Here is a 26232-nt window from a genome sequence, read left to right as displayed (position 1 = left end):
GGCTTGCGGTCTTTTTGGTTCCAGCGTGCTCAGGACGCCCTGACGAGGAAGACGGATGCCGCCGATTGCCGCGCAAGCTGTCCTCCGTGGCTCGGCCACAGGTGATCGGCCACATTCGGGATATGGCTTGCCATCACCACCAGATCTGCCCCGATATCCGCCACCGCCTGCACCAACGCCGCGTCCATATCGACGGCCGGATCGTGGGTGACAACGGCATGGCTGCTGGCCTCAATGCCTGCCAGTGCCGCTTGCGACGCCGCGAAGGCGGCGAGCTTGTCCGCATATTCCACCGGATTATGCGCCACCGTGCCAGGGGCTGCGGCCGTCACCCCCACATAGCAGAGCCCACAGCCATAGGTTTTCGTGAGATCCGCCGCGACCTGCAAAGCCGCTGTCAGCTTGTCGGCATGTTCCAAATTGACCGGAACCATGATCTTGCTGAACATTCTTCCCTCCTAATCTGGCGCTTTTTGGATGAAATTCAGCCTGTTCGCCGGTTTCACGCGCCGTTTTATGGGTGTTTCAAGGTCATTTACGACCCAGAGCACACACCCATGCTAACAGCCCGTAGTCGCAAAAAACAACCAAAGGAGGTAACATTTGCCCAAAAAGCGACATAAAACATGTCGCTTTTATGATGTTCTACCGCCCGAAATGCCCGTGTCCGCGCCGGTTTGAGGCCCGCGAATGCGGCTTTTTGGGCAATATTCTTAAGCTCCCTTCGGCAGCCCCCTACGCCTTGTTGTGCAACATTTTCCGGCCCCTCACATTTTCTTGAAGATTTGCTCGTTCATTTTGATCCAACGGGGTGAAACCTCCCGTATAAGCAGAAAAGAACCTGTCGACGGAGACTACGATGGATATTCTCAACCCGCTATTTGCCTTGTTCAGTATTGTGCTCGGAGTCTACGGCTGGCTCTTCCCCCGCTACACGCTGACCGTCGTCGATCTGCAAGCCGGAACGACGACGATGGGCTATTCCGAAATTCGCGCCAGCGCCGGTGCGCTCTTCGTCGGCATGGGGCTTGGCGCGCTGTTTTTCGGCTCTTATGAGGCCTACGCCATGCTCGGCGCCTGCTGGGCCGGTGCCGCTCTGGGCCGCGCAACCTCTCTGGTGCTCGACGGCCAAACCCAAAAGAAATGGGTCTTCTTCGGCATCGAGGCCGCTGTCGCAGCGCTCGCCCTCGGCCTCAACATCTCCGCGATCTAAAGTCTCCTCCGGCGCGTCCGCCCCCCATCAGGCCCACGCGGAACCAAGGCCGCAGGCCGCCGCGCATCGCCGGGCCGCCCCCCGGCACGGCGATTTGTCTGTCGCAAGCGCTATGATCTGATCTATCGCGGACGTGTCGGCATAAAGCGCTGGCGCTCAGACGCTCCCTCGCCGCACCGCGCCCCGCCGATGCTCGGTGCCACCCTGTCAGCCGCCATGCCCGCCCGCGCATGGCTTGGCCTTTCACGGTGTGAAACTCACACTGCATCTAATGTCGCAGTCGGCAAAGGAGCCACTTCAACTCAAGGGATGAAGTGGTTCTACAATTGAAGCCCCCACGTTTCCGTGCGGACGTGAATACCCCAAGTTCCCCCGGTGCTCTTCCGCGCGGGATCAAGGCCGAAGGCCGCCGCGCATCGCCGGGCCGCCCCCCGGCGCGGCGATTTGTCTGTCGCAAGCGCTATGATCTGACCTCATTCGGATGTGACGGCATAAAGCACTGCCTGTCCAACGCCCGTTCGCCGCACCGCTACCCGCCGACGCGCGGCTTGCGCAAGGTTGAACGTTCGTTGACGCCACGCTAATTTCTGTGCTGTTTAGGTTAACTAGATATCAAAAATTTGCGCTGACCTCTTTCTGCACAAGGCAACAGTCGATGACGAGGAGAAATTTCAATTCCACGATTTCGAATTGGTCGCCTGGAAAGCGCATAGAACGCGCAGAGATAGCTATTAAAGAGGTAACGAAAGAACTGGACCAGTCCCTTCAACGTTGGGAGAACATTAGACACATGTTCTTGGAACAAAACTTGTTCCTCGAAAGTATTATTTGACCAGCATCGATAGCATTTGATCAACTTCGACACGATGCCCTTTCCTTTAGTATTATTCGGCTCCTTTCTATCTGGGAAAAGCCAGCCGAGAATTCCTACTCAATTCCGACAATTATTTTACTCGTTGACGATCACAGAGTTTTTGCGGCGCTCGAAAACCGCATGAAGGAAAAGATTGGGGCCAGACAGCTCAGAATTCTCAATAACCAGCATGACCCCTCGCTTCAACGAGCAATGATCGAAGCTGTATCGGAAGGTCAGCAGTCTCGAGCAAATAATATGGCAGTCGCAAACACTACAAACCTTTACAACTGCATCGCCGATGCGCGAGCAATTTTGAGCCAAAGTGTAGTGGAAAACGCGAAAAAATACCGTGACCTCAGCGCTCACTTTCTCGAATATCTTCGCGATCCTAAAAGTAGTAAATCTGTTCAACTGACCATTACGGACCTCGATGAGTTACTGCAGGACACGGTCGCAGTTTGTGAAATTCTATACAGCAGTGTGAATGGCATCTCTTACGATTTGAATAACGACGTTCGAAGAATTTGTAGGAGCCGCGCAGATGAGTTTTGGCAAAATCTGAAATTCACAAGAGACTAGTCTCGCACCCAGTTCCCCCATTCCTTAACCCTTCCTTCATCTTTCTGCGGGTGCGATATGCATAGGATGTGCATGGATTGTGCATCACTTGTGCATCGCCGGTTCCGGCTCCGCAGATCGCCCCTTGAGCCTGCGCCTCTGCGTCCCTATATTGAAACTGTCCTTCGGGACTATGGACATAAACGCGCCTGTAATAAGCGGATCGGACCCGGGGGCGGTACCCGGCGGCTCCACCAAATTCCCTTTCGTTGGAGGGTGTTAGGGGCCGAAACAGGATAGACGAACGTGTAAAGAGGAATGCTTTGTCTCGGTGAGGTACCACCGATATCGGTCCGTTAAGCATAATTGCCAACGACAATCGTGCTCCGGTAGCTCTCGCCGCGTAAGCGGTGCGAAAAACCGAAAATTAAGCCCAGCCCTCTAGCAAGGTCTGGCGGGGTTCGCAGGCACCTGGCAACAGAAGCCTGCATTTCAAACTCCTGTTTTTCCTGCACTTTCTCGCTACGCCGATGGCTTAACCCCGCCGTAAGCGCGGCAGTGTATTGTGGTCTTGGCTGGCTTCTTTGCCGCAATGCAGCAAATGCGCCGGTCACGATTTGACATTTTTATATGCATGGAGATTGTTGAGAGCTTAATAAATCCTTTCCAAGACAGGCGCGATATGACCCCTTTGAGCGACATTTTTCGCGTCTCCCTTCGGATCGGGCTCCTGTCCTTCGGTGGCCCCGCCGCCCAGATCGCCCTGATGCACGAGGAATATGTCGACCGTCGCAAATGGCTCGCAGAGGACGAATTCCTCCGCGCCCTATCGCTGACCATGCTGCTCCCCGGCCCCGAGGCCATGCAGCTCGCCACCTATGCCGGTTGGAAGCAACGGGGTATTCTCGGCGGCTTGGTGTCGGGCGGGTTGTTCATCCTCCCGGGCGCTCTGGTGATCTTCCTGCTGGCATGGGCCTATATGGGGTTCGGCAGCGTGCCGTGGGTGGCCGCGATGTTCACCGGCGTTCAGGCCTGCGTGGTGATCATCGTCATTTCCGCGCTTCTCAAACTGTCGCGCAAAGCCCTTTCAGGCCCGCTTTTCAAGGGCTTGGCACTGGCATCCTTCATCGCGCTTTATGTGTTCAACCTCGCCTTTCCGCTTGTACTCGCCGCCGCGGCCCTGATCGCCGCCGTGACTGAGCGCCCCACCAACAACACGCCATCACCCCCCGCCAGGCACACCCCCACACGGAACTGGCCCGCCATCATCGCTGGCTTCCTCCTCTGGCCGCTGCCCATCCTCGCCGCAGCACTTGCGGGCGACACGCTGCTGCAAGAGATCGGCCTCTTCTTCACCAAGCTAGCGGTCGTCACCTTCGGCGGCGCATACGCCGTCCTCACCTACATGACCCAAGAAGTGGTGCGCGATTACGGCTGGATCACCACCACCCAAATGATTGATGCGCTGGGCCTCGCCGAAACCACGCCCGGCCCGCTGATCCTCGTCACCCAGTTCGTCGGCACCCTATCCGCCGGTTTCAAGGGCGGTCTGGTGGTCCTGTGGGTGACGTTTATCCCCTGTTTTATTTGGATTTTCCTCTTCGGCCCCTCCCTTGAATCCATCGCTGGAAACCCGCGCCTGCAAGCCGCGCTTGCCGGTGTCACGGCCGCCGTCGTGGGCGTGATTCTCAACCTCTCCGTTTGGTTCGCGCTGAATGTCTGGTTCGCGCACACCCACGCAATTCCCCTGCCCCTCGGCACCCTGACCTTGCCCGCCATCGGCACCATCTTGCCAGTACCGCTCTCCCTCTCGCTGGTGGCCGCCGCCCTGCTTTTGTGGCGCAAAACCCCGCTGCCTTTCTGCCTTGCCATTTGTGCTGGCCTCTCGGTTTTCCTGACGGGAATGCCTTGATCCCCTCTTTCATCCGCCATCGAATCCCGTATGCTGAGCACACACCAAGGGGAGAACAGACGTGACCGCGTCAATCGACTATGGAAACCTGATGCACGAGGCCATGCGTGGCCTTATCCAGAAGGTGCTGACCCGTATTTCCGAGGAAGGCCTGCCCGGCGCGCATCATTTCTTCATCACCTTCGACACGCTTCATCCTGATGTGGAACTGGCCGACTGGCTGTCTGATCGCTACCCGGGTGAAATGACAATCGTTATCCAGCATTGGTTCGATAACCTTGATGTCACCGACGAAGGCTTCGCCGTGACGCTGAACTTCGGCAATTCGCCCGAGCCGCTTTATATTCCGTACGAGGCGATCAAAACGTTCGTTGATCCCTCCGTCGAGTTTGGCCTCCGCTTCGAAACCCAAGACGACGACAGCGATGATGTCGACGATGATGACGAAGCCCCAATGGACGAAATGGCCGAAGCGGATGATGAAGATACCGGCCACAAGGACGCCGAAGTCGTCAGCCTCGACAGCTTTCGCAAATAACCAGCGGCAACCTGAGCGTTGCGGCAAAACGCGCCAGCTTGTAAACGGCATACAAGCGTATACCAATCCAAGGATCGACCATGACCAGCACCCGCACGGAATCCGATAGTTTCGGCCCCCTTGAAGTTCCTTCCGATCGCTATTGGGGCGCCCAGACCCAGCGTTCGTTGATGAACTTCCCCATCGGTTGGGAAAAGCAGCCCGTCGCCATCGTCCGCGCGCTTGGTGTCATCAAGAAAGCCTGCGCTATGGCGAACAAGGCGTCCGGCAATCTTGATGCGAGACTGGCCGACGCAATGATCGAGGCCGCTGGCGAGGTGATTGACGGCAAACTGGACGACCATTTCCCGCTAGTGGTTTGGCAGACTGGCTCTGGCACCCAGTCGAACATGAACGCCAACGAGGTGATTTCTAACCGCGCGATCGAGATCCTCGGCGGCGTGATCGGCTCCAAAGACCCCGTCCACCCGAACGATCACTGCAATATGGGTCAAAGCTCGAACGACACCTTCCCAACTGCCATGCACATCGCCGCCGCAATGACCGCGCGCGACGTGCTCCTCCCCGGCCTTGAGAAATTCGCCGCCGCGCTGGAGCAGAAGTCGGAAGAATTCAAAGATATCATCAAGATCGGCCGCACCCATACACAAGACGCAACACCGCTAACCTTGGGGCAGGAGTTCTCCGGCTATGCCAAGCAAATCCGCAACGGCATCGAGCGGATCAAGATGGCCCTCCCCGGCATCTATGAGCTGGCCCAAGGCGGCACTGCCGTTGGCACCGGCCTCAACACTGACAAAGGATGGGACACCACCGTCGCCGCCAATATGGCAGAGATCACTGGCCTGCCCTTCGTCACCGCGCCCAACAAATTCGAAGCGCTGGCCGCTCATGACGCGATGGTGTTCATGTCAGGTGCGATCAAAACAACCGCAATGGCAGCTTATAAGATCGCCAATGACATGCGCTTCCTCGGCTCCGGCCCGCGCTCCGGCTTGGGGGAGCTGATCCTGCCCGAAAACGAGCCAGGTTCGTCGATCATGCCGGGCAAGGTGAACCCCACACAGGCCGAAGCGCTCACGCAAGTTTGCGCTCATATCCTCGGCAATGACGCAGCTATTTCCTTTGCCGGTTCGCAGGGGCATTTCGAGCTGAACGTCTATAACCCTATGATGGCCTACAACCTTCTACAAAGCATGCAGCTCTTGGGTGACGCGGCAGATAGCTTCACCGAGCGTATGCTCAATGGAACACAGGCCAACGTTGAACGGATTGAAAAGCTCATGCGCGAGTCGCTGATGCTCGTGACCGCTCTGGCACCGACCATCGGCTACGACAACGCCACCAAGGTCGCCAAGACCGCGCATAAAAACGGCACCACGCTGCGTGAAGAGGCCGTCAAGCTGGGCTTCGTCGATGAGGAAACCTTCGACCGTATCGTCCGTCCCGAAGATATGATCGGCCCCAAATAACCCGTTGGCCAACCGGTTCGGGCCGGTTGGCACTTCCCTCTTCCTTGCAGGTCGTTATGTCCGCTCCGATCAATCTCAACAAAGTTCGCAAACAAAAAGCCCGCGAAGAGCGGGTTGCCAAAGCGAATGAGAATGCAGTCGCCTTCGGGCGGACAAAAGCCGAAAGATTGCTCGATGTCGCCCGCGCCGAACAGGCCAAGAAGCGGCTCGACAATCTAAAGTTCGAAGACGAATGAGCACGGACCGCCCCGTTAAACACTCCCTAACCCTGCGCGGGCATCGTACCAGTGTCTCGTTGGAAGACCCGTTCTGGAAAGCGTTTCGCGAAATCGCTGACCAGCAGCAGACCCCGATTAACGAACTTGCTGCCCAGATCGACGAATCTCGCGGTGACATCGGCCTCGCCTCCGCGATCCGACTTTTTGTATTGGAGCATTATCGCAGTGCCGCCGCTACCCGCGCGGAGTGACCTTCAGCCAAATTCCATCGCGCGATCTGACGGTCAGTTGCGCTTCCGGCACCGGAACACGCCCATCAACCGGCTCAAATCGATAATATTTGGTTAACCGCGCGATGAGAAGTACACCCTCCACCATCGCAAATCCCGCCCCCGTACACACCCGTGGCCCTGCCGAAAACGGCATATAGGCTTGCCGCTGGCTCTCTTGCGAAGCGGGGTCGTCCCACCGCGAAGGGTCAAAAATATCGGGCCGATCCCAAAGCCGCTCATGCCGGTGTAAGTGCCAAGGCGACAGTACCACCTGCGCCCCTTTGCGCACCACTCGTTTGCGGAACTCCTCAGGCTGTACTGTCTCCCGCACCATCATCGGCACCGGCGGATAAAGCCGTAACGTCTCCCGAAACACATTCCGCGTCACCCGTAATTGCGATAGCGCCGCGAATGACGGCTCCCAATCCGCCACCTCCTCGGCAACCCTGTCCTGCCATTCGGGATGTGTCGCCAACAGGTACAGCGCCCAAGAGAGCGCCGCAGCACTCGTCTCGTGACCGGCGAGGAAAAAGATCGCCACCTGATCAATCATTTCCTCCACGTCGAACCTGTCACCTGTTTCCGGATCAACGGTCGTCATGATCTTCGTTGCCAGATCATCCGGCGCGGTTCCGGCATCTATTTCCTTCAGCCGCTTCTCGGTCATCTCACGGATCAAGCTGCGGATGGTCTGCGCCGTCTCAAGTGACTCTCGTTTAAAAAACCGTGGCGCCCAACGAGGAAGTGGAATGAACGCCGCAAGATTCAAGATCGGCTGGCTCCGCTGATGCCGCCGGAACGCATCAAAAACCTGCGCCGCGATCTTGTCCTCGATCGGCACCGAGAACAGCGTACGAAAGATCACATCCGCCGTTGCATGGCTGGCCTCGAACTCCACCTCACAAGGGTTCCGTGCCGCCGCCAACCGCACGAGTGCGGCATCCACTGCCGCATTTATCGCGTCGAATGTTTCGCGCAGCCGCCCGCCTTCAAAAGAAGGATCAATGATGCGTCGCTGGCGCCTCCAAACCTCCCCATTGGTCAGGAAGACAGAGTTCCCCAACACCGGCCGCAAGCCTGCCCCAACACGATCCGACTTCGGGAAATCGTCAGGCCGCAGCTTCAAAACCACATCAATCAGCGCTGGATCATTGACCATATAGCTCCGAAAAAACGGCGTCTTAAACTCGGCCATCCAAGCATGATAAAGCTTCTGCGGCTGCGCCGAGAGGATGTCCCGCCGGAACAGTCGCATATAGCGCCAAAGAGACACCCGTTCCTGACGGCTTTCCGGCTTGGGCGGGATCATGGCGCAAGAGCCCTATATTTCGACGCGGCAACATCGATCCGGCTCTTTGATGGCACCCGCTCAGCATATCGTTCCGCAAGCGTCATCGGGCCTGCCGTGATCTGGAAGTAGTCATAGTCTTTCGGTCGATCAAACGCGCAAAGGTACTGAAAATGCAGTCTGAAAAACCGCCACCGCAATTCCTTCCACCGTTCCGGCGACAGGGACTGGGTGAAGGCTGCCGAAATGATGAGCGGCCATTTTTTCGCAGGTGGCTTCAGCCCCGTCACTAAAACCGGATCGCATAGCGCGAAGGCACAGCCATCACCCGGTGCCGTGACATCAAGCCATGTCAGTTCATCGCGTTGACACAAGAAATACAGATCATTGCGGAGCCTGTAGGCCTTCGGCAAAAAGCTCACCATCGGCACCACCTGCCCAAGCGACAGAAAGCCCAGCTTCGCGCGTGGCTCCTTCAGGCGTTCATCGCGAATAAGGTCCGCCAGAATGGACACAGCCAAATGCGCGCCCGACGAATGGCCAACAACCAGCACCTCATCCACTTCTGGGTCGGCGAACGCCTCCGTAATCGTCTCGCCAAACGCCGCCATACGCTCTTCCAACTCTGGCGGGTTCCCGCCCTTCCAGCGGGCGGAATAGGCGTAATCATGCATCAAATAATAGGCGAAGAACTTGCCGTCCTTCTTCTTGAACCAACGAAGGATCCACACCGCCAAGGCAAGCCCCACGGCCAGCCGCGCGCCATGCGCAATGGCAGGCAAGTGAACCCCAATAAGGCCAAGCAGAGAATCGACCATCCACGCGACGAGTGCACTGCTCCCCCACCCAATTAAGATAGCAAGCGCCAGTTGTAGCAAGAGCATTCCAATCGGGTACAGTGCAGCAATCACCGGCCCCTTGCGCAACCACATTAACCGGCGCAATGCACCCGAAGCGATATAAGTCCACGCGGTCCGGACCAATTGCCAATAGGTCGCCGGAATGCTGTTCGACATCGAGTCGCGCACAATGTCCGACCACACCAGCACATCGACATCGGCTTCCGTTCGTAAGCCCTCGATCTCTGTCTCAACGTGCCAGCTGTGCGGTTTACCTTCTCCAGACCGGCCCGCAACGGCAATGCTATAGCCACTGATCCGCGCCTGCTCGGCCCCTTCACTGCGGTAAAGCTCGCGATAGCGGCGCGGATGAAACGGATCATAACCGGGGATATAAAACACCCGCCGTTTCCTGACCCTTTGCCCAATCCTGCTGCCGGTATCGCTCATGCCTGTGCCTTTGGCCGCTGTCGTTGTCACGACTGTAACGCGGCCTTTGGGCAAGAATAAGCCGTTTCGTCAGTTTTTAGCCGACGCTTGCCAAAAACGGGAATGTCTCAAGAAGCCAGAAGCTGAATGCAGTGAATTGTCCGGTCAGCATCATCAGTCCGACCGTCCAAAGCAACAGGCCGGAAGTGCGTTCAATGCGCCCCATATGCCTTTTCATCCAGTTCATGGCTCCCTTCATACGCGGGAAGAATGCCGCCACCAGCAGGAACGGAACACCCAATCCGGCGGCATACATCCCCAGCAACACTGTGCCGCGCGCCATGTCTGCCTCAGTGGCTGCCAAGCCCAGAATAGCCCCCAGGATTGGCCCAAGGCATGGCGTCCAACCAAAGGCAAACGCGAGGCCAAGAATAAACGCGCCGAATGCAGAGCCACCCTGATCACCTGCTTCAACGCGCAAATCACGGTCAAGGAATGGAATGCGGAACACGCCCACAAAATGCGCACCAAAAATCATGATGGTCACACCGGCGACCATCAACAAAACATCCTGCGCTTGTAGGAAGAGCCGCCCAATGGCCGAAAAGGCAAACCCGAGCGTCAGAAAAACGACCGATAACCCGAGGACGAAAAATAACGCCGCAAGAAACACTTTCCTGCGAGCCTCTTTCCCGCCGTCAAGCTCCGACACCGTTACCCCGCCCATATAGGCCAGATACGGCGGCACAATCGGCAAAACACATGGGCTCATGAACGACAGAAGCCCTGCCAGCGCGGCCACCAACATCGCGGGCAACAGCCCTGCATCAAGCACAAGTCCAGCGTCGATCATTTATCGTCCTCCGTCATCGTGAGATACGCGAGAAGCGAAAAACTGTCATTGGAAATCGCACTGCCGAAACCTGACAATCCCGTGAAAAACCAAAAGGGCGGGAACCCAAATCCCCGCCCTTTGTTTTTAAGTCTCTATTTTCCCAAAGACCACCAGCCGCGGCGTTTTGGCTTCGCTTCCGCAGGCGGTTCTTCGACCACAGCCACCGCTTCTTCAACAGTTGGCTGTGCTTCAGTTGCTCCCGGCTGCGCCTCTTCTGAAGCGCCCTTCTCTGGCTCAGCCGCCGCCTCCGGCGCACTCTGAGGTGCCTCTTGCGCCTTCTCAGGTTCCACTTTCTTGCGGGTGCGGCGACGCTTCGGTTTCTCTTCTGCCTCGGCAGCCGCAGGCTCTACCGTAGCGGTTTCCGCACCGTCTGCCGCAGGCGTCGCAACCTCATCTACTTCGCTTTTCTTTTTACGGGCGCGAGGTTTGCGCTTTGGCTTCTCTTGTTCCTCAGCTTGCTCCACCGCAGGTGCCGCAGCGGTGTCATCAGCTTGGGCGCTGTCTTCAGAAGTCTCGGCCGCCTCAACCACGGTATCCGTCTTCTTCCGGCGCGAACGGGTCCGTTTCTTGGGCTTGTCTTCCTCTGCCGGTTCAGTTGTGCCTTCTTCGGCCCCGCTGGTTTCCGTCGCACTCGCAGCTTCAGTAGAAGACTCGCTCTGTTCCTCGGTGTTCTGCGTTGTGCCGTTCTCATCTTCGCCGCCCGAGTTCCGCCGCCGCCGCCGCCGCCGGCGCCGTTTTTTGGGCTTGTCGCTCGCGGAGTCGTCTTCCGTGGTTTCGGCTTCCTGTTCAACCTCAGGCTCGTCGTCGACACTATCCATCATCTCGGACGTTGCCGTCACCACAGGCTCTACCTCCGCGACAACGCGGGTTGCCGTCTTGAATTTCTCAATCGCAAAATCGGGCGACACCAGCGACGGGTCCACCTCAATACGGACCGACATCCCGTAGCGCGCTTCAATATCGGCAACATGCTCGCGCTTCTGGTTGATGAGGAAGTTGACGATGCTGATCGGTGCCCTGACCAAGGCTTCCTTGGTCCGACCACGCACACCTTCTTCTTCCAACTGCCGTAGGATTGCCAGTGCCACGTTTTCATCCGAACGCAACAAGCCGGTCCCATGACAATGCGGACAAGGTTGCGTCGTGGCCTCCAGCATACCCGGGCGCAAACGTTGGCGGCTCATTTCCAACAGGCCAAAGCCAGAAATCCGGCCCACCTGAATACGGGCGCGGTCCGTTTTGAGCTTGTCTTTCAGGAGCTTTTCAACAGCGTTGTTGTTACGCCGTTCGTCCATATCGATGAAGTCAATTACAATCAGACCCGCAAGGTCACGCAATCGCAATTGACGGGCAACTTCAGCAGCGGCCTCAAGGTTGGTCTTGAGCGCGGTCTGCTCGATTGAGCCTTCCTTGGTGGCGCGGCCAGAGTTGACATCAATCGCCACAAGCGCCTCGGTCACACCGATTACGATGTAGCCGCCGGAGGGCAGCTGAACCACCGGATTGAACATTCCCGCAAGATACCCTTCAACCTGATAACGGGCAAAAAGCGGCAGCTGGTCGGCATATTGTTTAACGTTCTTCGCGTGGGACGGCATGATCATTTTCATGAAGTCCTTGGCCACACGATAACCCTGCTCACCCGCGACAATCACCTCATCGATCTCCTTGGAGTAGAGATCACGGATTGTCCGTTTGATCAGGTCGCCTTCTTCGTAGATCTTGCTTGGCGCGATAGATTTCAGCGTCAGTTCGCGAATCTGCTCCCACAAACGCTGAAGATATTCATAGTCGCGCTTGATTTCCGCCTTCGTCCGCTGGCTACCCGCTGTCCGCACAATCAGTCCGGCACCTTCGGGCACATCCAGTTCGTTGGCAATTTGTTTCAGACGCTTGCGGTCGTTGGCATTGGTGATCTTGCGGCTGATCCCACCACCGCGCGCAGTGTTCGGCATCAAGACACAATATCGGCCAGCCAGAGAAAGATATGTCGTCAGCGCCGCCCCTTTGTTGCCGCGCTCCTCCTTCACAACCTGAATCAGCAGGATCTGACGGACCTTGATAACTTCTTGAATCTTGTAGCGCTTCGGGCGCGGCTTACGAACGGGGCGCACATCGTCACTGTCATCCTCGTCAGCAACGCTCTCGATACCATCGTCCTCGGACCCGTCGTCATCAGCGGCGTTCTCGTCATCCGCGCTGTCATCATTTTCCTCGACGCCATCATCGTCCTGCTCGGAGAAAGAGCCGGTCTGATCTTCGCTCGCATTTACGGAACTGACTTCAGTTGCGCCTGCCTCGCCTTCAGGCTCAGTTGCAGCAACTTCAGAAACCAGCGCATTGTCATCGGCGTCATCGTCACCAAAATCGATGGTTTCCATACCCGTGATGCTGCCATCCACGGTTTCATTCGCCACTTCTTGTGTCAGGACTGCATCTGCTGAACCTTCCTTCGCGGCTGCCTTGCCGCGCGAACGGCGCCGCCGCTTGGATCTCGATGGTTGTTCAGCTTCCTTCTCCGCCTCTGCGGCGAGGCTTTCTGCATAAGCTTTTTCTTCAGCAATCAGCGCTTCCCGATCCGCGACAGGAATCTGGTAGTAATCCGGATGGATTTCCGAGAACGCGAGGAAACCATGCCGGTTTCCACCATAGTCTACGAAGGCGGCTTGTAGTGACGGCTCTACCCGTGTCACTTTTGCCAGAAAGATATTTCCTGCCAGCTGCCTGCGCGACTGGCTTTCGAAATCAAATTCTTCGACCTTGTTGCCATCTACCACGACGACGCGGGTTTCTTCCGCGTGCGTGGCATCGATTAACATCTTCTTTGCCATTATATCCCGATCCACGCCTTGATTGCCGCCCGGGTGGGGTCAGTTGATCGAAGGCGTGATGTATTGAGGCGATCCGCTCACAGACAGCGCGGCGGCCGGAATCGGCGTCTATCTCGCGGTATCTCTGTTCTGCGCGGTTCATCGCGTTTGGTCTCCGACGCTGCCTTGTGTTGGTCAGCGCCCGTTATATGCCCGCAACCGCCATTTTCATGCCGCTTCGGGGCGTTCCTCTGGCCTTTTGGGGCCAAATCTCTTGGTTTAGGACGCAGCGAACAATGCGCCGACCTGTCCGAAACCTTGAAACTGTCCGGTCGCCACCGCGCAGCATCGCACGGCCAACCGTATCCTCTACATAAGTGATGCGCGGCGCAAATGACAATGGTCAAACGATACGATGACGAAGATTAGAGGTAATCCGAGCGTTGAAGGCCGTATTTTGCCATTTTTTCGTTCAGTGTCCGGCGCGGCAAGCATAGCTCGTCCATTACTGACGCAATGGACCCTTTATGCCGTCGCATCGTGTTATCGATCAGCATGCGCTCAAAAGCCTCGACGAACTCCTTCAAAGGCTTCCCTTCGGTAGTAATCGCTGCCTTCTGTTGTTCTTCATCGCCCATCAGCAACGAAGTAATCGAACCGCTACCGCGACGGCTCTGCAAAACGGCGCGCTCGGCCATGTTGATCAATTGGCGCACATTACCCGGCCAAGGCGCCTGCAAGACCTGAGCGGCTTCCTGCGCAGAAAGCTGCGGCGTTTCGCATCCATATTCGTCGGCAAATTCTTCCGCCAAGCGGGTAAATAGCACAAGAATATCTTCACCCCTTTGGCGCAGGGGCGGCACCGTGATTTGCAGTGCTGCAAGACGGTAGAACAGATCCGGTCGCAACACGCTTTCACAGGTTTTTCCCTGTTCTTGAAGGTTGCAGATCGCAATAATGCGGGTTTCCGGTGGTGTGCCCTGCTCGTTCATGACGGACAGTAACTTGAGCTGCAATGCTGGACTGAGCGTTTCGATGTCCTCAAGCACAAGTGTACCGCCGCGTGCTTCTTCAATCGCAGGGATCGGCTCATCATCCTGCGCTGGCCCCAACAATCGACGGGCCAATGTATCCTCATCAAATGCGGCACAAGAAAATAGTACAAACCGTTTGTTCGCACGCGCACCTACCGCGTGGAGAGCATGCGCGACGAGCGTTTTGCCGGTTCCAGTCTCCCCAGTGATTAGGACATGCCCGTCAGCCTGTCCCAAGTCGAGGATGTCTTCGCGCAACCGCTTCATCGGGCTGCTTTCCCCCACGAGCTTCTTCATCAATGCACCGGCATCCGAAAGCTCTCTACGCAGCGTGCGGTTATCCAAGGTCAGCCTGCGCGACTGCGTTGCCTTTTTGGCCAGCTCTGTCATGCGGTCGGGGTTGAATGGTTTTTCAAGGAAGTCGAACGCCCCGATCCGCATCGCTTCCACCGCCATCGGCACATCGCCATGACCTGTGATCATGATCACCGGAATCGAACTGTCCACGCCTTTGATTTTGCGTAAGAACTGCATCCCGTCCATGCCGGGCATCTTGATGTCGGTCACGACAATGCCAGGGTAGTCCGGACCAAGCACCTTCAATGCCTCTTCCGCGCCGGAAAACGACTCTGTATCAAAGCCCGACAGCGCCAACCATTGGCTGATCGACTGCCGCATATCTTTTTCATCGTCCACGATGGCAATTTTCATCGCTTTGCTCATGCGTCGTTCCTATTCAGCCGCTGTTACGTCAATCTCTTCTTCGTAAATCGGTAGTTCGACTTCGAACACCGCGCCTTGTGAACTGCCATTTCGCGCCGTCAACCGCCCACCCAAATCGCCGACGATCCCAGAACTGATCGCCAACCCAAGACCAACACCATCACCCGGTTGCTTGGTCGTGTAGAAGGGCTCAAAGAGCGCATCCAGGTCTTCGATACCCGGTCCGTTGTCCCGCACCATCAGGTGAACGGTTTCACCAACGGCAAGGATCACATCCACGCGCGGCTCAGGAGAAGACTTGGTCGCATCGAGCGCGTTGCGCAAGAGGTTCACGATCACTTGTTCCAATCGCAGCCGATCTCCGTAAATCATTGCAGGACCGTTGGGGAGAGTCCGCGTAATCTCGACCTTCCTGCTCCGCAGTTGCGGTTCCATCATCGAAATCGCTGAAATCACTGCCTCTCTTGCATCGACTGCGCTGAACTTTTCCGCACCCTTGCGCGCGTAGGATTTTAACTGACGCGTGATCGCGCCCATCCGGTCGATCAAATCATCTATCCTGTGAAACGATGCCAGCGCCTCTTGCGGGCGATTCCGCGTTAGCAAAAGCCGCGCACCCGCAAGATATGTTTTCATTGCAGCCAAAGGTTGATTCAGCTCGTGGCTCACCGCAGCGGACATCTCCCCCAAGGCTGCAAGCTTTGATGATTGCGCCAATGTCTGTTCCGCAACTTCAAGTGTTCGCTCGACCTTTTGACGTTCGGCAATCTCGCGTTGCATGCGGATGTTCAACTTTCTCAGCTCGGCAGACTCACGCTGAAAGAACACCATCCGAGACGCTGTTTTGCGCGACGACAACCACACTCCAACCGACAAAAGGATAGCAAATCCCATAATTTCGAGCGCGAGAATACCATTCACCCGCTCGCGCACCGAGGCGTAGGTCGTAAAACCGACGATCCGCCAACCTTGAAACGGAATCCGCATCTCCCTGCGCAACAGGCTATCCCCACGCAAGAACGCGTCGATCGGGATGGTTGTCCAGTCGATTTGGCGCTGGATAGAACGCTCGATGGCAACTGAAGGAGACAGCGTAGCCAGCGCCTCCTCTTCCATCTTACCGCGCCACCGCCCCTCGGTTGAAAGAATGATTCTGCCTTCACTATCGGTCACAAAGACCGCATCTGAAATGCTCGCCCAACCACGCTCCAGCTTGCGCAGGTCAACCTCGACAACGATCACGCCGAGACCCGCTCCTGCGTCCTCGATCCGCCGAGAGTAGGCAAACGCATACGCACCGTTTTCCTCGACTTGAGAGGTAAATACAGTTTGATTACTGCGCAAAGCATCAAGGAAATATGGGGTGCCGCGATGGTTCTCCCCCAGCCGGTTGCGATCTGTGGCGGCCACGATCCGACCATCACGGTCAAACATCATCAACGAGGCCGCACCAATTTCGTCCACGAAAGACAAAAGCCTTTGGCTTGAGGTCGAAAAATCATTGTTTCTGAGCGCGTTTATCAGTTCTTGGTCGCGCGAAAGAAGCTGCGGAACAATTGAGTTCCGTTGCAGTTCACTGATCAGGTTTCCTGCATAAAGTGTAAGGCGCACCTCTGCGCGATTGCGCGTTGCTTCAGTGTACCGCTCTGTCAGCAGTGCATTCGTAAAGTAGATGACAGCGACAGCGACGATGCAGAATGCGATGAGTGCAAGCCTGCTCGCCCACACCCAAAACCAATTCCGCGCAATTCTCGCAAAGTGTTTCGCGTCCATCCTGTCAGTTTATGACTCGTTGGAAGGACCCGCAATCGCGCTCGTTAGGCGTCGGCCAAAATCCCCGCCAATCCGCGGAAAAGCGCCTGTCCATCTGTCCCACCATGACCCGCTTCTACAGCGCGCTCGGGATGCGGCATCATGCCAAGCACGCGACGGTTTTCAGACAGGATACCAGCAATATCCGCAACTGAACCGTTCGGATTCTGGCTATAGGTAAACGCGATTCTGTCGTCGCCCTTCAAACGCGCAAGCGTGTCGTCATCGGCGAAGTAATTGCCATCATGGTGCGCAATCGGAATATCCACAACTTGCCCAGCCTTATACTCGCTGGTGTACGGGCTGTCTGTCGTCTCGACGTTCAGCCCAACAGTCTTGCACACAAACTTAAGCCCCGCGTTGCGCATCAATGCGCCGGGGAGAAGCCCCGTTTCGGTCAAAACTTGAAAGCCATTGCAAACACCAAGCACATAGCCTCCAGCTTCCGCGTGCGACACGACCGCTTTACAGATAGGTGACTGTGCCGCAATCGCCCCACAGCGCAGGTAATCACCAAAGGAGAACCCACCCGGCACCGCTACGATGTCCACTTTCGGCAAATCGGCATCCTTGTGCCAAACCATCGAAACGTCGGCACCAGCCTGACGCAGCGCAACCGCCATATCACGATCACAATTGGAGCCGGGGAATACGATGACTGCAGCTTTCATGTGCCTGATCCTAACTTTCAAAATTCCGTAATGACCGCGACGCCCGGCGCTGCCGGTCCGTCAAATGCGGCAAGTTCTGTTGTCACATCCGATAGTTTAACACGTCGCGTCACCAGCGGTGCAAAGTCCACATGCCCCGCACTAACCAGCGACAGCAGACTTGGATAACGCCAGCTCGGCATTCCGCGCGTTCCGTAAATTGCAAGCTGGTCTGCATAGAGCTGATCCATCGGGATTTCCATGGTTGCATGCGGCCCTGTCGGCATCCCGACTTGCACCATGCGCCCAAGTTTCCGCAGCGAACCCAAGGCAGCGCGCGTTGTCTCCGCAATCCCCAGCGCTTCTACCGCAACATCCGCACCACCGCCGGTCAGCGTACGGATCGCCTCTGGTGCATTGCCGCTACGAGCATCGAAAACCGCATCAGCGCCCAGCGATTTCGCGTAGTCGAGTTTCGCAGGTACTACATCGACAACCGCTACCCGTGCTCCAATGGCTCGTCCGAGGAGCAACGCAGAAATGCCAATACCGCCGCCGCCAAAAACCGCCAGCCACTCGCCAGCTTTCAACGCCGCTCGACCTGTAAGCGCATGCCAAGCTGTCGTCACACGGCAGCCAAGTGCGGCCGCAACTGCAGGGTCTAGATCATCCGGTAGGCGACTCAGATTGGCGTCGGCATGCGGCGCCGCAACGTATTCCGCGAAGCTTCCATTCACGGTGAAACCGGGCAGAACTTGGGTGGAACAAATTGTTTGATGTCCGGCAGAACAATCCGCGCAGCGCCCACACGCTAGAATGAACGGCGCAATAACCCTGTCTCCGACTGACCAGCTCCGAACCTCTGGCCCAATCTCAACAATCTCACCACAGTATTCATGACCGGGTATGTGGGGGAGGCTGACGTCAGGATCAGCACCAGTCCAGCAATGCCAGTCAGATCGGCAAATACCCGACGCCAGGACTCGAATGACAACACCGTCAGATGGGCAGGCAGGATCCGCGGTCGTCCCGACCGTCAGCTCTTGGCGAAAGCCGGTTAGGACGGCGGCGCGCATCGGTTCAGGCCAACTTCACCGAGTAGCTTTCGATCACCGTATTCGCGAGCAGCTTCTCACACATAGCGCGCACGTTCTCTTCCGCTTTGGCCGGATCGGTTTCGCTCAGTTCCAGCTCGATCACCTTTCCCTGACGAACACCCTCGACACCCTCGAAGCCGAGAGCACCAAGTGCGTGCCGCACTGCCTCGCCCTGCGGGTCAAGAACGCCATTCTTCAGCATAACGTGTACTTTGGCCTTCATTTTTCTTCCCTTGGAGTTGTGTCTCAGTTGATCAGCGTCGGCTTCGTCGCGTGGGTGGCTGCCGCAGGCAGAACACCCAAGCGCCGCGCAACCTCGGTGTAGGCATCCGCCAAATTTCCCAAATCGCGCCGGAACACGTCCTTATCAAGCCGCTGTTTGGTTTCGATGTCCCACAGGCGGCAGGAATCAGGACTGATTTCATCCGCAACGACAAGCCGCTGGAATTCGTTCTCCCAAATGCGGCCAATCTCGATCTTGAAATCGATCAGACGAATGCCGACGCCATGCATCACGCCAGACATGAAATCATTGACCCGCAGTGCAATTGACACGATGTCATCCAGATCCTGCTGCGACGCCCAGCCAAAAGCGATGATGTATTCTTCCGGCACCAGCGGGTCGCCCAACAAGTCGTCCTTGTAGGAGAACTCAACAATCGGGCGCGGTAGTTGGGTACCTTCCTCAAGCCCGAGACGCTTCGCCATCGACCCTGCGGCGTAATTGCGCACGATCACCTCAAGCGGGATGATCTCCACTTGCCGCACCAACTGCTCGCGCATGTTCAGTCGCTTGATAAAGTGAGTCGGAATGCCAATCGCCTGCAAGCCGGTCATGAAGTACTCAGACAAGCGGTTGTTCAGCGCGCCCTTGCCCTCGATAACAGCTTTTTTTTCTGCGTTATAAGCAGTCGCATCGTCCTTGAAGTATTGCACGATTGTGCCCGGCTCGGGGCCTTCATACAAAATCTTAGCTTTGCCTTCGTAAATCTTTTTGCGACGTGCCATAGTGACCTCTCAAACGCCGGCGGCCTTCGGTGGCAGGGCCTCTAACACGGCGAATTGAGCGCGTCATACGCGATGCCCCCCTTGCGGGCAAGCGGAACCACAGGCATATCTCTTTTGACGATAAATCATAACGAGGGCTGGCAAATGACCACTTTTGACGACCGCGAACACGCCTTTGAAGCCAAATTCGCCCATGACGCTGAAATGCAGTTCAAAGCCGAGGCGCGCCGAAATAAGCTGCTCGGCCTGTGGGCGGCTGAACTTCTGGGCAAAACAGGCGACGACGCCAATGCTTATGCACAGGACGTCATCAAGGCCGACTTCGCAGAGGCAGGCGACGAAGACGTCTACCGCAAACTTGCGGGCGACTTGGGCGAGGCTTGCGATGAAGCGACCATTCGCGCCAAGATGAAAGAACTGCTCGCCGTCGCTAAAGATCAGCTCCTTAACGAGCACTGATGGTTCTCTACGATTGTTGAAGCGGCCCGTTGTCGGGCCGTTTTTCTATGGGAAATTGGCCAGTACTGCACAGCATTTCAATCGCGTTGTGTTTCAGTGCTCCCCCATGCGATTGAATAGGTGATCGCCGCTCGCTCGGCCCTGCAATAGGACGATGAATATGACAAACGCGCTCTCAACACTTCTCCAGACCCGCGATTGGCTGCTCGCGGATGGTGCGACCGGTACGAACCTGTTCAACATGGGCCTCGCCTCAGGTGACGCGCCCGAGATGTGGAACGTCGATCATCCCGACCGCATTCACCAACTTTACGAGAGCGCGGTCGATGCAGGCTCGGATATCTTCTTGACGAACAGCTTCGGCGCCAATGCATCTCGGCTCAAACTGCACGGGGCTGAAGGGCGCGTGCATGAACTGAACAAGATCGCCGCGGAAATCGGGCGTGAAGTCGCCGATGCCGCGGGGCGTCAGGTTGTCGTGGCTGGGTCTGTTGGCCCGACTGGCGAGATCATGGCCCCAATGGGCAGCCTCACGCATAATGCCGCTGTCGAAATGTTCCATGAACAGGCAGAAGGCCTCAAAGCTGGCGGCGCTGATGTACTCTGGGTCGAGACAATCTCCGCGGGCGAGGAATTTAAAGCCGCCGCTGAAGCCTTCAAACTGGCCGGCATGCCGTGGTGCGGGACTATGAGCTTCGATACGGCTGGCCGGACAATGATGGGCCTGACCTCAGCGGAGCTGGTGAAGCTCGTAGGAAAACTTGACTGGCCGCCGCTGGCATTTGGCGCAAATTGCGGCGTTGGCGCATCTGATCTTTTACGGACGGTGTTGGGTTTTTCCGCTGCTGGGCCGGAAACCCCGATCATCGCGAAGGGCAACGCCGGCATACCCAAATATCACGACGGTCATATCCACTATGACGGTACGCCGGAACTGATGGCAGACTACGCAGTTCTCGCACGCGATAGCGGGGCAACGATTATTGGTGGTTGCTGTGGTACGACCGCAGAACACCTCGTGAAGATGCGCGCCGCGCTGGAGACACAGCCCCGCGGTGAACGCCCTTCGCTTGAGTTGATCACCGAAAAACTCGGCGCCTTCTCGTCTGCGTCTGACGGGACAGACGGTGCCACCCCGGAACGCGCCGCGCGTGGCGGCCGCCGTAGGAGCCGCTCTTAGGGCATCTCGTCGAAAAGCGATAATTGAGCACTCTCACCCCTCGGCGGACGGAACAAATCCGTGCGCAGAGGGGGCAGCCGATGTTTTAGCCGGTTCTTGGCAATGGCCACATCGAAACGCTGTCGCAGTAAGTCCGCCCAGATGCCCTGCCCTTTGAACCGATGTCCCCAGCGCGAGTCATATAGCTTGCCGCCGTACACATCTCGCACTCTTGCCAGCACTTTTTCAGCCCGCTCGGGGAAGGATTCTCTGAGCCATTGCTCAAATATCGGCGCGACCTCTCTGGGCAAGCGCAAATTGATCGTCGAAGCAGCGCAAGCGCCTGCGTCCGCACCCGCTGCAATGATCCTCTCCAGCTCACTATCGGTCAGGCCCGGAACGATTGGCGCGATCATCAACCGCACAGGGATCCCGCTCTTTGCTAACCGTTCTATTGTTTGCAAGCGTTTTTGCGGGCTGGGGACGCGCGGCTCCATTGCGCGCGAAATATCTTTGTTCAAACTGGTGATTGAGATCCCGACCCGCGCCAACCCTTTTTCTGCCAACGGCGCGATCAGGTCGATATCGCGTTCGATAAGTGACCCCTTCGTTGTGATCCCAACAGGGTGATTGGTTTCGCCTAAAACCTGCAACACATCGCGCATGATTTTGCGCTCGTTTTCAATGGGTTGATATGGATCAGTTGAGGTGCCAATCGCTAAAGGTGCAGGTGCATATCGCTTTGCGGCTAACTCCTTGCGCAAAACGTCGGCGATATTCGGTCGCGCCACCAAAATTCGCTCAAAATCCAACCCCGGCGAGTAGCCAAGATAGGCATGGCTCGGGCGGGCAAAGCAGTAAGTGCAGCCGTGCTCGCACCCACGATACGGATTGATTGAGCGGTCGAACGAGATGTCTGGTGACCTGTTGTAAGTAATCGCTGTTTTCGCAATTTCTTCGAAAACAATGCTTCGGCCAGCACCCTCCCCGTCTGCTTCCCAACGCTCCGGCAGGTCTTCAACCGATCTGGCTTCAAACCGGTTCGCAGGATTGCCCAAGGCGCCGCGTCCGCGCCGATACTTTGCTGGGATAGTCGTAATTGGCTCGCTCATTGCGCCAGTATAGAACATAAGAAGAACAAATGAAGCATAATCAGCCAAGTGTTCAAAATTATTCATTTGTAATCTGGTCGGTTCAGGGGCAGGCAGTGTCGCAATCGGTTCAGACCGATTGCGCTCGAAAAGGGCAAATCCGTATATCAACCTGCGCCATGCCGCACATGAATGAGAGAATGCCCATGTCCGACGAAGACGACATCATCCTTTCCGAGCTCGATGACGAAGAGCTCGTCCAACAGATGTTCGACGACCTTTACGATGGTCTACGAGAGGAAATCGAAGAAGGTGTGAACATCCTGCTGGAGCGGGACTGGGCACCATACCGCATTCTGACTGAAGCACTGGTCGGCGGGATGACCATCGTGGGTCAGGATTTCCGCGACGGTATTCTTTTCGTTCCTGAAGTGCTTCTTGCAGCAAACGCGATGAAGGGCGGCATGGCCATTCTCAAGCCGCTTCTCGCAGAAACTGGCGCTCCGCGCGTCGGTAAGATGGTGATCGGCACCGTGAAGGGCGACATTCACGACATCGGCAAAAACCTCGTTTCGATGATGATGGAAGGCGCCGGATTCGAAGTTGTCGATATCGGTATCAATAATCCGGTCGAAAACTATCTCGAGGCTCTGGAAACTGAAGAGCCCGATATCCTCGGCATGTCTGCTCTGCTGACAACCACAATGCCCTATATGAAAGTCGTGATCGATACGATGGTCGAAAAAGGCATTCGTGAAGATTACATCGTTCTGGTTGGTGGCGCCCCGCTGAACGAAGAATTTGGCAAAGCCATCGGCGCGGACGCCTATTGCCGTGACGCCGCTGTCGCAGTGGAAACCGCAAAAACACTTGTCGCCAGAAAGCATAATCAAGGCGCGACTGCTTGATCCTGCTGAAAGTTATTGAAGGCTCCGCTTTTGCGGAGCCTTTTCTTTTGGCCATTTCATCCCCATCTTGAGTGCGAAGGGAGGCCTATCATGCCTTTGGATCGTCTCGTTCTGATTTTGGTCGCCGTCATTGCTGCGGCGGGTCTGACTATTTGGATTGCCGGCATGCTGCTAGCGGCTTTCAGCCTGAATCCGGTTCTCTCTATCGCAGTTCTGCTCCCGATCGCTCTCGTCCTCTATATCGTTGTGAGGGTAATCAACGACCGCCTCTCCAACCGTGAGGACGACCATTATGACAGGATAGAGAAATAATGCTGCTCGTCACCACCGATACCCTCGCTGATCATAAAATCATCCGAACCCTGGGCCTTGTGCGGGGCTCAACGGTGCGCGCAAAGCATATCGGCACCGATATCGTTGCCGGCCTGCGAAATTTGGTCGGCGGTGAAATCGCTAGCTATTCCTCGCTTCTTGCCGGTGCTCGAGAACAGGCTATCGATCGGATGTGTGACGAAGCCTCCCGGCTCGGTGCGAACGCGATCATCGGGATCCGCATCGAAACATCGACGATCATGGGCGGCGCCTCTGAAATCGTGGCCTACGGGACAGCGGTGATCACCGAATGACACTGACCGATCAGGAGCTAACAGAGAATGGCCTTTCGCCCGAAGGCAAAGGTCGCGTTCTTCTCGTGGCTTGCGGCGCACTTGCGAGTGAGATCTTAGCCATCAAAGAAGCAAACAGCTGGTTCCATCTCGACCTCACATGCCTGCCTGCCATATGGCACAACACGCCTGATAAACTCCCCGATGGGGTCCGCGACGCAGTGATGAAAAATCGCGCAGCCTATCAAAAGATCTTTGTTGTCTACGCGGACTGCGGCACCGGCGGTCACCTTCAAAAAACCTGCGACGAACTGGGCGTCGAGATGATCGAGGGGCCACATTGCTATTCGTTTTTCGAAGGCAACGCGGCTTTCTCAGCGCGTGACGAGATTACCGCGTTCTACCTCACCGATTTTCTTGTACGCCAGTTCGATGCCTTTGTCTGGAAACCTCTCGGCCTCGACCGTCATCCGCAATTGCGCGACATGTATTTCGGCAATTACACCAAGCTTGTTTATCAGGCACAGACCGATGATCCGGCACTAACGAGCAAAGCCAAGGACTGCGCGGAGCGTCTTGGCCTTCAATTCGAGCGCCGCTTCACTGGATATGGCGACCTCGAAACAGCCCTTTCTGCTCAGGAATGATGTGCCGCTGCGGTGCTGCGAATACGCTCGATCATCGCGCGCACACCGTTTGACCGCTGTGCCGACAGGTGGTCGTTAAGGCCCAGACGCCCGAGTTCTGCATGTGCGTCGATCCGGCCAACCTCGCCAACCGCAACCCCACCATAAAGTGCCTTCAGAACCGCGATCAAACCACGCACGATCATGGCGTCGCTATCCCCGCGGAAATCAAATGTCGCGGCGTTCCCCTCGCCACTGATTTCAGGAACCAGCCAAACTTGGCTGGCACAGCCGTCAACTTTCGTTGCAGGGACCTTAAATGCATCCTCCAAAGGCGGCATCGCCTTGCCAAGGTCGATCACATGACGATAGCGGTCCTCCCAATCATCGAGGAAGTCAAAAGTATCCGCGATTTCTTCAAAAGCATCGGTCGTCATTGGTGCCACCTCTTTCTTTCGGTTTATCTAGGTGCCAACCCCGCAAAGGTCCAGTACGCCCTCACGCTTCCAAGTGTACAGCTTGCAATGATATGCCTGTTCTGGAACCCGAAAAATCCGCTATGCGGGGGCAAATCACTCAGGCATCAATGGCCATTGTGATGACCCGACGACCTTGCACCGCGAGCGCAATCTTCCCCTCGCATAGACGCAATGCATCGTCGCCAAATACCTCGCGCCGCCAACCCTTAAGTGCGGGCAGGTCGCGCTCGCCACTTGCCATCAGGTCAAGGTCGGAAGCGCTGGCAATCAGCTTCTGCGCCACGTCTGCATTTTCAGATTTGGCTTTCAGCAGTACGCGCAGCATATCCGAGAGCGCCGAATTGACCTGCGCGCCGGATTTCGGATGTTTGTCGGGCTGCGGCATCTGATCGGCAGGCATTTCAACCCCCGCCGTGATCGCCTTCAGAATACCTTCAGCGATATCGCCCTTCCGCGCCTCTCTTAACAACAGGCGCGAACGGCCTAAATCCTTTTCATTTCGCGGCTTTGTGGAAGCAAGCTCAACCAAAGCATCATCTTTGAAAACGCGGTTGCGCGGAATGTCCCGCTGTTGGGCGTAGGCTTCTCGGAAGGCTGCAAGCTCCTTCACAATAGCGAGGAATTTGGCTGATTGCGTGCGCGTCTTAACCCGTTTCCATGCATTATCAGGGTGAACGCGATAGGTATCCGGATCCTTCAGGATCGCCATTTCCTCAGCGAGCCAACGCGCGCGGCCAGTCTTCTCCAGCCTGTTTGAAAGAACCTCGTAGATCTGACGAAGATGCGTAACATCCCCAAGAGCATATTGTGCCTGCGCATCGGTCAACGGTCGCCGCGACCAGTCGGTAAAACGGGAAGATTTGTCGAGATCAGCTTTCGCAATTTTTCGCACAAGTGTCTCGTAGCCAACCTGTTCGCCATAGCCGCAAACCATAGCCGCAACTTGCGTATCAAACAGTGGATCAGGCACAACACCCTTGTCTACAACGAAAATTTCAATGTCCTGCCGCGCAGCGTGGAACACCTTCACGACATTCGTATTGCGGAACAGCTCGTAAACCGGCGCAAGAGAAAGCCCCTCTTCCAAGGTGTCAATCAACACCGCTTCGCCGCCGTCTTCGTCTGAATAGGCCATCTGCATCAGGCACAGCTTCGAGTAGTAGGTCCGCTCCCGCAGGAATTCCGTATCAACAGTGACATATGGGCGCTGCGCGGCCCGGTCGCAAAACGCGGCCAGTGCTTCGGTTGTACGAATAATATCCATTGGCGTCAGATCTCGAT

General features: G+C 56.6%; 27 protein-coding genes and 1 other RNA gene. 14 read left to right on the top strand and 14 right to left on the bottom strand.

The genetic code is table 11. The annotated features are described in order from the left end of the window. Positions 1 to 29: 29 nt before the first annotated feature. Positions 30 to 449, bottom strand: coding sequence for a universal stress protein (locus tag AB1E42_RS08230; protein ID WP_368343768.1), 420 nt, complete (start codon positions 447 to 449; stop codon positions 30 to 32). A gap of 410 nt (positions 450 to 859) precedes the next feature. Here AB1E42_RS08230 and AB1E42_RS08225 point away from each other — a divergent pair, with 410 nt between their 5' ends. The 8 genes from AB1E42_RS08225 to AB1E42_RS08190 all read left to right on the top strand — a co-directional run bounded on the left by AB1E42_RS08225 (position 860) and on the right by AB1E42_RS08190 (position 7018). After that, positions 860 to 1213, top strand: coding sequence for a DUF4345 family protein (locus AB1E42_RS08225; RefSeq protein ID WP_368343767.1), 354 nt, complete (start codon positions 860 to 862; stop codon positions 1211 to 1213). Positions 1214 to 2207: 994 nt separating this feature from the next. Beyond that, positions 2208 to 2648: a hypothetical protein gene (locus AB1E42_RS08220; protein ID WP_368343766.1), complete on the top strand. Its 441-nt coding sequence runs from the start codon at positions 2208 to 2210 to the stop codon at positions 2646 to 2648. A gap of 120 nt (positions 2649 to 2768) precedes the next feature. Then, positions 2769 to 3119, top strand: a transfer-messenger RNA (tmRNA) gene (gene ssrA / locus AB1E42_RS08215). A 190-nt stretch (positions 3120 to 3309) separates the two neighbouring features. Beyond that, positions 3310 to 4539 carry a chromate efflux transporter gene (gene chrA, locus AB1E42_RS08210; protein WP_368343765.1) on the top strand — a complete coding sequence of 410 codons (1230 nt, stop codon included), beginning with the start codon at positions 3310 to 3312 and terminating at the stop codon, positions 4537 to 4539. A 61-nt stretch (positions 4540 to 4600) separates the two neighbouring features. After that, complete coding sequence (locus tag AB1E42_RS08205; RefSeq protein ID WP_368343764.1) at positions 4601 to 5077, top strand: SspB family protein; 477 nt, start codon at positions 4601 to 4603, stop codon at positions 5075 to 5077. Positions 5078 to 5157: 80 nt separating this feature from the next. After that, entirely contained in the window at positions 5158 to 6549 is a 1392-nt protein-coding gene (gene fumC, locus AB1E42_RS08200) for a class II fumarate hydratase (RefSeq protein WP_368343763.1), read from the top strand. A 56-nt stretch (positions 6550 to 6605) separates the two neighbouring features. Then, positions 6606 to 6785 carry a DUF4169 family protein gene (locus AB1E42_RS08195; RefSeq protein WP_368343762.1) on the top strand — a complete coding sequence of 60 codons (180 nt, stop codon included), beginning with the start codon at positions 6606 to 6608 and terminating at the stop codon, positions 6783 to 6785. Next, complete coding sequence (locus AB1E42_RS08190; RefSeq protein ID WP_368343761.1) at positions 6782 to 7018, top strand: ribbon-helix-helix domain-containing protein; 237 nt, start codon at positions 6782 to 6784, stop codon at positions 7016 to 7018. Before AB1E42_RS08195 ends, AB1E42_RS08190 begins: the two co-directional genes overlap by 4 nt. Here the strand turns inward: AB1E42_RS08190 and AB1E42_RS08185 are convergent. From AB1E42_RS08185 to purC, 10 genes are all read right to left on the bottom strand, one after another. Further along, positions 7002 to 8348, bottom strand: coding sequence for a cytochrome P450 (locus AB1E42_RS08185; RefSeq protein WP_368343760.1), 1347 nt, complete (start codon positions 8346 to 8348; stop codon positions 7002 to 7004). The two genes, AB1E42_RS08190 and AB1E42_RS08185, sit on opposite strands and share 17 nt — an antisense overlap. After that, complete coding sequence (locus tag AB1E42_RS08180) at positions 8345 to 9616, bottom strand: hypothetical protein (protein ID WP_368343759.1); 1272 nt, start codon at positions 9614 to 9616, stop codon at positions 8345 to 8347. Before AB1E42_RS08180 ends, AB1E42_RS08185 begins: the two co-directional genes overlap by 4 nt. A gap of 76 nt (positions 9617 to 9692) precedes the next feature. Beyond that, positions 9693 to 10448 carry a cytochrome c biogenesis CcdA family protein gene (locus AB1E42_RS08175; RefSeq protein ID WP_368343758.1) on the bottom strand — a complete coding sequence of 252 codons (756 nt, stop codon included), beginning with the start codon at positions 10446 to 10448 and terminating at the stop codon, positions 9693 to 9695. 134 nt (positions 10449 to 10582) lie between these two features. Beyond that, positions 10583 to 13321 (bottom strand): Rne/Rng family ribonuclease, encoded by a 2739-nt coding sequence (locus AB1E42_RS08170; RefSeq protein ID WP_368343757.1) that lies wholly within the window; start codon positions 13319 to 13321, stop codon positions 10583 to 10585. Positions 13322 to 13725: 404 nt separating this feature from the next. After that, on the bottom strand, positions 13726 to 15057 hold the full coding sequence (locus tag AB1E42_RS08165; RefSeq protein WP_368343756.1) for a sigma-54-dependent transcriptional regulator: 1332 nt from the start codon (positions 15055 to 15057) through the stop codon (positions 13726 to 13728). Positions 15058 to 15066: 9 nt separating this feature from the next. After that, positions 15067 to 16785: an ATP-binding protein gene (locus tag AB1E42_RS08160; protein WP_368343755.1), complete on the bottom strand. Its 1719-nt coding sequence runs from the start codon at positions 16783 to 16785 to the stop codon at positions 15067 to 15069. 89 nt (positions 16786 to 16874) lie between these two features. Further along, positions 16875 to 17540, bottom strand: a complete 666-nt coding sequence (purQ, locus tag AB1E42_RS08155) for a phosphoribosylformylglycinamidine synthase subunit PurQ (protein WP_368343754.1) — start codon at positions 17538 to 17540, stop codon at positions 16875 to 16877. 17 nt (positions 17541 to 17557) lie between these two features. After that, positions 17558 to 18595 (bottom strand): zinc-dependent alcohol dehydrogenase family protein, encoded by a 1038-nt coding sequence (locus tag AB1E42_RS08150; RefSeq protein ID WP_368343753.1) that lies wholly within the window; start codon positions 18593 to 18595, stop codon positions 17558 to 17560. A gap of 4 nt (positions 18596 to 18599) precedes the next feature. Next, positions 18600 to 18839 (bottom strand): phosphoribosylformylglycinamidine synthase subunit PurS, encoded by a 240-nt coding sequence (gene purS / locus AB1E42_RS08145; RefSeq protein WP_368343752.1) that lies wholly within the window; start codon positions 18837 to 18839, stop codon positions 18600 to 18602. A 23-nt stretch (positions 18840 to 18862) separates the two neighbouring features. Next, entirely contained in the window at positions 18863 to 19624 is a 762-nt protein-coding gene (purC, locus tag AB1E42_RS08140; RefSeq protein WP_368343751.1) for a phosphoribosylaminoimidazolesuccinocarboxamide synthase, read from the bottom strand. A gap of 144 nt (positions 19625 to 19768) precedes the next feature. Between purC and AB1E42_RS08135 the strand changes: the two genes are divergently transcribed. Together AB1E42_RS08135 and bmt are read left to right on the top strand one after the other, a co-directional pair. Further along, positions 19769 to 20083: a DUF1476 domain-containing protein gene (locus AB1E42_RS08135; RefSeq protein WP_368343750.1), complete on the top strand. Its 315-nt coding sequence runs from the start codon at positions 19769 to 19771 to the stop codon at positions 20081 to 20083. 160 nt (positions 20084 to 20243) lie between these two features. After that, a complete protein-coding gene (gene bmt, locus AB1E42_RS08130) occupies positions 20244 to 21263 on the top strand; it encodes a betaine--homocysteine S-methyltransferase (RefSeq protein WP_368343749.1) in 1020 nt (339 codons plus the stop codon). Here the strand turns inward: bmt and AB1E42_RS08125 are convergent. Then, positions 21260 to 22354: a PA0069 family radical SAM protein gene (locus AB1E42_RS08125; RefSeq protein ID WP_368346392.1), complete on the bottom strand. Its 1095-nt coding sequence runs from the start codon at positions 22352 to 22354 to the stop codon at positions 21260 to 21262. The two genes, bmt and AB1E42_RS08125, sit on opposite strands and share 4 nt — an antisense overlap. A gap of 185 nt (positions 22355 to 22539) precedes the next feature. Here AB1E42_RS08125 and AB1E42_RS08120 point away from each other — a divergent pair, with 185 nt between their 5' ends. From AB1E42_RS08120 to AB1E42_RS08105, 4 genes are all read left to right on the top strand, one after another. After that, entirely contained in the window at positions 22540 to 23241 is a 702-nt protein-coding gene (locus AB1E42_RS08120) for a corrinoid protein (RefSeq protein WP_368343748.1), read from the top strand. Positions 23242 to 23331: 90 nt separating this feature from the next. After that, positions 23332 to 23553, top strand: a complete 222-nt coding sequence (locus tag AB1E42_RS08115; RefSeq protein WP_368343747.1) for a hypothetical protein — start codon at positions 23332 to 23334, stop codon at positions 23551 to 23553. Next, positions 23553 to 23867, top strand: a complete 315-nt coding sequence (locus tag AB1E42_RS08110; RefSeq protein ID WP_368343746.1) for a YbjQ family protein — start codon at positions 23553 to 23555, stop codon at positions 23865 to 23867. The genes AB1E42_RS08115 and AB1E42_RS08110 overlap by 1 nt, the downstream gene beginning before the upstream one ends. Then, entirely contained in the window at positions 23864 to 24493 is a 630-nt protein-coding gene (locus AB1E42_RS08105) for a DUF1638 domain-containing protein (protein ID WP_368343745.1), read from the top strand. Before AB1E42_RS08110 ends, AB1E42_RS08105 begins: the two co-directional genes overlap by 4 nt. Here AB1E42_RS08105 and AB1E42_RS08100 read toward each other — a convergent pair. Together AB1E42_RS08100 and rnd are read right to left on the bottom strand one after the other, a co-directional pair. Further along, the gene (locus tag AB1E42_RS08100) at positions 24484 to 24909 is read right to left on the bottom strand and encodes a SufE family protein (protein ID WP_368343744.1); all 426 of its coding nucleotides are present in this window, start codon (positions 24907 to 24909) and stop codon (positions 24484 to 24486) included. The two genes, AB1E42_RS08105 and AB1E42_RS08100, sit on opposite strands and share 10 nt — an antisense overlap. Before the next feature lie 139 nt (positions 24910 to 25048). Then, a complete protein-coding gene (gene rnd, locus AB1E42_RS08095; RefSeq protein WP_368343743.1) occupies positions 25049 to 26215 on the bottom strand; it encodes a ribonuclease D in 1167 nt (388 codons plus the stop codon). Between the last annotated feature and the right edge of the window lie 17 nt (positions 26216 to 26232).

Origin of the sequence: Pelagovum sp. HNIBRBA483 (genome assembly GCF_040931995.1) — a bacterium.
Taxonomy (GTDB): Bacteria; Pseudomonadota; Alphaproteobacteria; order Rhodobacterales; family Rhodobacteraceae; genus JAEPMR01.
The sequence above is the reverse complement of the archived record's forward strand: the minus strand, read 5'-3'. Positions and strand labels throughout refer to the sequence as shown.

What these genes read in the sequence shown, in the direction of transcription:
- AB1E42_RS08230 (WP_368343768.1), bottom strand. Translation starts at nt 449, where the DNA reads ATGTTCAGCAAGATCATGGTTCCGGTCAATTTGGAACATGCCGACAAG.
- AB1E42_RS08225 (WP_368343767.1), top strand. Translation starts at nt 860, where the DNA reads ATGGATATTCTCAACCCGCTATTTGCCTTGTTCAGTATTGTGCTCGGA.
- AB1E42_RS08220 (WP_368343766.1), top strand. Translation starts at nt 2,208, where the DNA reads ATGAAGGAAAAGATTGGGGCCAGACAGCTCAGAATTCTCAATAACCAG.
- chrA (WP_368343765.1), top strand. Translation starts at nt 3,310, where the DNA reads ATGACCCCTTTGAGCGACATTTTTCGCGTCTCCCTTCGGATCGGGCTC.
- fumC (WP_368343763.1), top strand. Translation starts at nt 5,158, where the DNA reads ATGACCAGCACCCGCACGGAATCCGATAGTTTCGGCCCCCTTGAAGTT.
- AB1E42_RS08195 (WP_368343762.1), top strand. Translation starts at nt 6,606, where the DNA reads ATGTCCGCTCCGATCAATCTCAACAAAGTTCGCAAACAAAAAGCCCGC.
- AB1E42_RS08190 (WP_368343761.1), top strand. Translation starts at nt 6,782, where the DNA reads ATGAGCACGGACCGCCCCGTTAAACACTCCCTAACCCTGCGCGGGCAT.
- AB1E42_RS08185 (WP_368343760.1), bottom strand. Translation starts at nt 8,348, where the DNA reads ATGATCCCGCCCAAGCCGGAAAGCCGTCAGGAACGGGTGTCTCTTTGG.
- AB1E42_RS08180 (WP_368343759.1), bottom strand. Translation starts at nt 9,616, where the DNA reads ATGAGCGATACCGGCAGCAGGATTGGGCAAAGGGTCAGGAAACGGCGG.
- AB1E42_RS08175 (WP_368343758.1), bottom strand. Translation starts at nt 10,448, where the DNA reads ATGATCGACGCTGGACTTGTGCTTGATGCAGGGCTGTTGCCCGCGATG.
- AB1E42_RS08170 (WP_368343757.1), bottom strand. Translation starts at nt 13,321, where the DNA reads ATGGCAAAGAAGATGTTAATCGATGCCACGCACGCGGAAGAAACCCGC.
- AB1E42_RS08165 (WP_368343756.1), bottom strand. Translation starts at nt 15,057, where the DNA reads ATGAGCAAAGCGATGAAAATTGCCATCGTGGACGATGAAAAAGATATG.
- purQ (WP_368343754.1), bottom strand. Translation starts at nt 17,540, where the DNA reads ATGAAAGCTGCAGTCATCGTATTCCCCGGCTCCAATTGTGATCGTGAT.
- AB1E42_RS08150 (WP_368343753.1), bottom strand. Translation starts at nt 18,595, where the DNA reads ATGCGCGCCGCCGTCCTAACCGGCTTTCGCCAAGAGCTGACGGTCGGG.
- purS (WP_368343752.1), bottom strand. Translation starts at nt 18,839, where the DNA reads ATGAAGGCCAAAGTACACGTTATGCTGAAGAATGGCGTTCTTGACCCG.
- purC (WP_368343751.1), bottom strand. Translation starts at nt 19,624, where the DNA reads ATGGCACGTCGCAAAAAGATTTACGAAGGCAAAGCTAAGATTTTGTAT.
- AB1E42_RS08135 (WP_368343750.1), top strand. Translation starts at nt 19,769, where the DNA reads ATGACCACTTTTGACGACCGCGAACACGCCTTTGAAGCCAAATTCGCC.
- bmt (WP_368343749.1), top strand. Translation starts at nt 20,244, where the DNA reads ATGACAAACGCGCTCTCAACACTTCTCCAGACCCGCGATTGGCTGCTC.
- AB1E42_RS08125 (WP_368346392.1), bottom strand. Translation starts at nt 22,354, where the DNA reads ATGAGCGAGCCAATTACGACTATCCCAGCAAAGTATCGGCGCGGACGC.
- AB1E42_RS08120 (WP_368343748.1), top strand. Translation starts at nt 22,540, where the DNA reads ATGTCCGACGAAGACGACATCATCCTTTCCGAGCTCGATGACGAAGAG.
- AB1E42_RS08115 (WP_368343747.1), top strand. Translation starts at nt 23,332, where the DNA reads ATGCCTTTGGATCGTCTCGTTCTGATTTTGGTCGCCGTCATTGCTGCG.
- AB1E42_RS08110 (WP_368343746.1), top strand. Translation starts at nt 23,553, where the DNA reads ATGCTGCTCGTCACCACCGATACCCTCGCTGATCATAAAATCATCCGA.
- AB1E42_RS08105 (WP_368343745.1), top strand. Translation starts at nt 23,864, where the DNA reads ATGACACTGACCGATCAGGAGCTAACAGAGAATGGCCTTTCGCCCGAA.
- AB1E42_RS08100 (WP_368343744.1), bottom strand. Translation starts at nt 24,909, where the DNA reads ATGACGACCGATGCTTTTGAAGAAATCGCGGATACTTTTGACTTCCTC.
- rnd (WP_368343743.1), bottom strand. Translation starts at nt 26,215, where the DNA reads ATGGATATTATTCGTACAACCGAAGCACTGGCCGCGTTTTGCGACCGG.